Origin of the sequence: Caulobacter segnis (assembly GCF_003243465.1) — a bacterium.
Taxonomy (GTDB): domain Bacteria; phylum Pseudomonadota; class Alphaproteobacteria; order Caulobacterales; family Caulobacteraceae; genus Caulobacter; species Caulobacter segnis_A.
Window position 1 is genome coordinate 1 of the sequence record NZ_QFQZ01000148.1, and the last position, 3900, is coordinate 3900.

Consider the following 3900-nt stretch of genomic DNA (forward strand, 5'->3'; position numbering starts at 1 on the left):
TCGTCAAGCGCGCCGCCGCCGAGACCAACACCAAGCTCGGCAAGCTGGACCCGAAGCTGGCGGAAGCCATCATCCAGGCCGCCAACGAGGTCATCGAAGGCAAGCTGAACGATCACTTCCCGCTGGTCGTCTGGCAGACGGGTTCGGGCACCCAGTCGAACATGAACGCCAACGAGGTGATCTCGAACCGCGCGATCGAGATCCTGGGCGGCGAGATGGGTACGAAAAAGCCCGTCCACCCGAACGATCACGTCAATATGAGCCAGTCGTCGAACGACACCTATCCGACGGCCATGCACGTGGCCTGCGCCGAGCAGATCGTCCGCGACCTGCTGCCGGCCCTAAAGCACCTGCACACGGCGCTGAAGGCCAAGTCGGACGCCTGGGCGGAGATCATCAAGATCGGCCGCACGCATACGCAGGACGCCACCCCGCTGACGCTGGGCCAGGAGTTCAGCGGCTACGCCCAGCAGGTCGAGAACGGCATCGAGCGCATCGAGCAGACCCTGCCCAAGCTGATGCAGCTGGCCCAGGGCGGCACCGCCGTCGGCACCGGCCTGAACGCGCCGATCGGCTTCGCCGAGGGCGTGGCCGAGGCCATCGCCGCGATCACCGGCCTGCCCTTCACGACCGCCCCGAACAAGTTCGAGGCCCTGGCCGCCCACGACGCCATGGTCTTCAGCCACGGCGCGATCAACACGGTCGCCGCCAGCCTGTTCAAGATCGCCAACGACATCCGCTTCCTGGGCTCGGGCCCGCGCGCCGGCCTTGGCGAGCTGTCGCTGCCGGAAAACGAGCCCGGCTCGTCGATCATGCCGGGCAAGGTCAACCCGACGCAATGTGAGGCCCTCACCCAGGTCTGCGTCCAGGTGTTCGGCAACCAGGCCGCCCTGACCTTCGCGGGCTCGCAAGGCCACTTCGAGCTGAACGTCTTCAACCCGGTGATGGCCTATAACTTCCTGCAGTCGGTCCGCCTGCTGGCCGACGCGGCGATCAGCTTCACCGACAACTGCGTGGTCGGCATCGAGCCGCGCATCGACAACATCAAGAAGGGCGTCGAGAACTCGCTGATGCTGGTCACGGCCCTGAACGGCCGCCTGGGCTATGACATCTGCGCCAAGATCGCCAAGACCGCGCACAAGAACGGCACGACCCTGCGCGAGGAGGCCGTCGGCGGCGGCTACCTGACGAACGAGGAGTTCGACCAGTACGTCCGCCCGGAGAAGATGGTCTCGCCGGGCTGAGGCTCGGGAGCCTGAGAACGATCAGGGGTCGCCGTGAGGCGGCCCCTTTTTCGTTTGGGCCTACCGCCGGACGACCTCGAGACCGACTGGCGCCAGGGCGATGCGGGCCAGTTGCAGATCCTTGATGGCGAACGGGATGCCGATGATCGTGATCGCCTCGGCGCACGCGACGACGACGTGGCCCAGGGCCAGCCACCAGCCGGCCAGCACGAACCAGATCACGTTCAGCAGGAAGCCCACCGGCCCCGTGCCCAGGTCCTGGCGGCCGGTCAGGATCTCGCGGCTGACGATCTCCTTGCCGAACGGCCAGAAGGCGAAGCCCGCGACGCGCCAGGCCGCGCCGGCATAGGGCAGGCCCACGACGGTGATGGCCAGCAGCAGACCGGCCAGAAGCCAGCCCAGGCCCATGACGAAGCCGCCGAAGAAGAACCAGAGAACGTTGAGAAGAAAGCGGATCAAGGCGTTGTCCCCACAAGGCCAAGCCGGCCTCTGAAGCCCTCAAGTGGCCCCGTTCCGCCCGCCTGTGAAGATCGCGCCCGCCGAATTACGCCGAATTCACCGGGCGATCCGAAGCGCTGTCGGCCTAGGCCCGGCGGCTGACCGCGAAATCGGCCAGATCTTCCAGCGCCCCACGCCACTCATTGGCCGGGAAAATCGCCAGCGCCGCCTTGGCCTTGTCGGCGTAGTCGGTTGCCAGATCCAGGGTCGCGTCCAGCGCGCCCGTGCCGATGATCAGCTCGCGAGCGCGGCGGAAGTCGGCCTCGGTCTGCTCGCGGCGACCGACGGCCCGCTCCCAGAACTCGGCCTCGCGCGGCCCAGAGCGGGCTATAGCCAGCAGCAGCGGCAGGGTCGCCTTGCCTTCGCGGAAGTCGTCGCCGGCGTTCTTGCCAAGCGTCTCGGTCGCGCCGCCGTAGTCCAGCGCGTCGTCGACCAACTGGAACGCCAGGCCCAGCTGCAGGCCGTAGGCCTTCAGCGCGTCGGTCTGGGCGTGATCGACGCCCGCCGAGACCGCGCCGGCCTCCGAGGCCGCGGCGAACAGCTCGGCGGTCTTGGCCTGGATGATCTCGAGATAGAGGGCCTGCGACAGGTTCAGGTCGTGGCTGCGCATCAGCTGCATGACCTCGCCCTCGGCGATGACGCGGCTGGCGCGGGCCAGGATCTCCAGCGCCTTCATCGAATTGGTCTCGACCATCAGCTCGAAGGCGCGGGCGAACAGGAAGTCGCCGACCAGCACGCTCTGCGCCCCGCCCCAGATCAGGTGCGCGGCGACCTTGCCCCGGCGAAGCGCGCTGCCGTCGACGACGTCGTCATGCAGCAGGGTGGCGGTGTGGATGAACTCGACGGCGGCCGCCAGCTTCAGGCAGTGGTCGTTATCGGAGCCGGCGAGACGCGCGGCGGCGACGGTCAGCAGCGGGCGCAAGCGCTTGCCGCCGGCGGCGATCAGGTGCTCGGCCAGGGCCGGGATGATCGGCACGTCGCTCTGCATCCGCTCGGTGATCAGGCGGTTGACGCCGGCCATGTCGGTCTCGGCGAGGCGCACGAGACGATCCACCGAGCCCGCTTTCCGGGGGAGGGTCGCTGTGGCTGCGTCCAAGACTTCGATCTCCTTGCGGCGCGCCCCGTCGCTATTCGGTGGGATCAGCCGTTGCGAGGGACAATGGTGGCGGGATAGGTCAGGGTCAAGGCGAGCACAAGGCCTCAAAAGCATTGGACGATCAGCGGGTGACGGAGGATCGGGTTCTGGGGGGGCGCTTGAGGCTCCGTCAGAAGGCCGACGGCTACAGAGCCGGCATGGATGCGGCCCTCTTGGCGGCGGTTTGCGACGCCACGCCCGGCCAGCGGGTGCTGGAGCCTGGGTGCGGCGTGGGCGGCGCCCTGCTGGCCGCCGCCGCGCGTCGGCCGGAGGTTCTGTTCCAAGGCGTCGAGCGCGACCCCGTCGCCGCCACCCTGGCGGCGCAGAACGCCGACCTTAACGTGCTCTCCGACCGCGTCTCCATCCAGACGGGCGACGTCGATTCGGGGTTCCGCGCCTTGGGCTTGCCCGTCTTCGACGCGGTGATGAGCAATCCGCCGTTCTTCGACGACCCTGCAACGCTGCGCGCCCCCTCCCCGGCCAAGAGCGGCGCCTGGATGGCCGACGGCGGCCTTTCGGCCTGGACGAGCTTTTGCCTGAAGGCGGTGCGCGAGGGCGGCACGATCACGATCATCCACCGCGCCGACCGCCTGGCCGACCTGCTGGGGCAGCTGGCGCCCAAGGCCGGCTCGTTCCGCATCCGGCCGATCGCCCCGTTCGCCGACGCGCCGGCCAAGCGGGTGATCGTCAGGGCGATCAAGACCGGCAAGGCCCCGCTGGTTCTGCTGCCGCCGCTAGTGCTGCACGACCGCGACGGCGGCAAGCACACGGCGCAGGCCGAAGCGATCCTGCGGGGCGAGGCGGCGCTGGGCTGGTGAAGATCATGCGGTCATCTGACATGGGCTCTCGGCTTCACGCGGCTTGCCGCTGAAGGTCATGGGGAGGCGACGGAGCGGCCGGGCGAACCCGGAGACCGTAGTGTTTTGTTGCGTTTCGGCTCGTCATCCGCTCCGCCAGGCTGTTGTTTCCATGAGGACGGCGGGCGTGAGCGTTATCTGCTCGGGACTCCGTTCCCCCCGGACG

Annotated in this window: 4 protein-coding genes; 2 read left to right on the plus strand and 2 right to left on the minus strand. The window is 68.6% G+C overall.

The window, feature by feature from the left end; translation table 11 throughout:
- A partial coding sequence (fumC, locus tag DI526_RS23235) for a class II fumarate hydratase (RefSeq protein WP_304283370.1) occupies positions 1-1244 on the plus strand: 1244 nt, incomplete at its 5' end.
- 60 nt (positions 1245-1304) lie between these two features.
- On the opposite strand, the gene DI526_RS23240 is transcribed toward fumC, so the two are convergent.
- Together DI526_RS23240 and DI526_RS23245 are read right to left on the minus strand one after the other, a co-directional pair.
- On the minus strand, positions 1305-1703 hold the full coding sequence (locus DI526_RS23240) for a YccF domain-containing protein (RefSeq protein ID WP_304283372.1): 399 nt from the start codon (positions 1701-1703) through the stop codon (positions 1305-1307).
- Positions 1704-1827: 124 nt separating this feature from the next.
- Positions 1828-2838 carry a polyprenyl synthetase family protein gene (locus DI526_RS23245; protein ID WP_304283375.1) on the minus strand — a complete coding sequence of 337 codons (1011 nt, stop codon included), beginning with the start codon at positions 2836-2838 and terminating at the stop codon, positions 1828-1830.
- 113 nt (positions 2839-2951) lie between these two features.
- Here DI526_RS23245 and DI526_RS23250 point away from each other — a divergent pair, with 113 nt between their 5' ends.
- Positions 2952-3695, plus strand: a complete 744-nt coding sequence (locus tag DI526_RS23250) for a tRNA1(Val) (adenine(37)-N6)-methyltransferase (RefSeq protein WP_304283378.1) — start codon at positions 2952-2954, stop codon at positions 3693-3695.
- Positions 3696-3900: the final 205 nt, after the last annotated feature.